At 47.0% G+C, this 719-nt stretch carries 2 pseudogenes; both read right to left on the bottom strand.

Annotation, left to right across the window (positions count from 1 at the left end):
• Positions 1 to 273, bottom strand: a pseudogene (locus D8863_RS10580) (hypothetical protein); the annotation flags it as partial.
• Positions 266 to 719, bottom strand: a pseudogene (locus D8863_RS10575) (hypothetical protein); the annotation flags it as partial. The pseudogenes D8863_RS10575 and D8863_RS10580, both read right to left, overlap by 8 nt.

Raw genomic sequence — 719 nt, 5'->3', positions numbered from 1 at the left:
GTGACGACCAGACACGGAAGGATGATAGGTGATATGGATCTTGTCATCTACAGATTCTGTGATGGTCAGGCTGTGTTCCTCAAGGGCTAAATCAAGTTTTTCCACTTCATTTCCAAAGGTCACTTCTTCGATACGATTGTCATAGACGGGGTCTTTTGACATAGCAAGTAAACTTTGAATACCATTGGACTGGGCACCTACAATAATCATGATAAAACCAAGGATCGTGGAAACCACACCAAAGATGAGAAATCCTTTTGTCAATTTACGCATGTCTGTCACCTCTCTTTCCTTTTTTAAGAAGCCATTGCACCAAGCGGACGACCAGGAGGCCAAAGAAACGAGCTACATAGGAGATTCCCAGTAGAACAAGAGAAGAAGCGCCGATAGAAAGCAAACCAGCCCCAAAAATCAAGATAAAGGCAGATTTGGCTTCGACTAGGACACTAAAGCTCTCTACGATAAAGAGTCCACCTAGCAGGATACCCGTTACAGAGACGGTAAAGAAGGCTAAAATGACGGAGACAGCTGCGATAAAAATACCGATGATGGCCATGAGGATGCCGATCCCGACCGGAATTCCGATAGGAGCTACTAGCAGGGCCAAGAGGGCAATGTGTAGCAGTTGGCGGATGATGGCCATGAGGATGCCGATCCCGACCGGAATTCCGATAGGAGCTACTAGCAGAGCCAGGAGGGCAATGTGTAGCAGTTGACGG

The sequence above is a fragment of the Streptococcus oralis genome (genome assembly GCF_003943825.1).
GTDB classification, from domain to species: domain Bacteria; phylum Bacillota; class Bacilli; order Lactobacillales; family Streptococcaceae; genus Streptococcus; species Streptococcus oralis_CD.
Note: the sequence above shows the minus strand (reverse complement) of the source record. Positions and strands in the feature narration are given on the sequence as shown.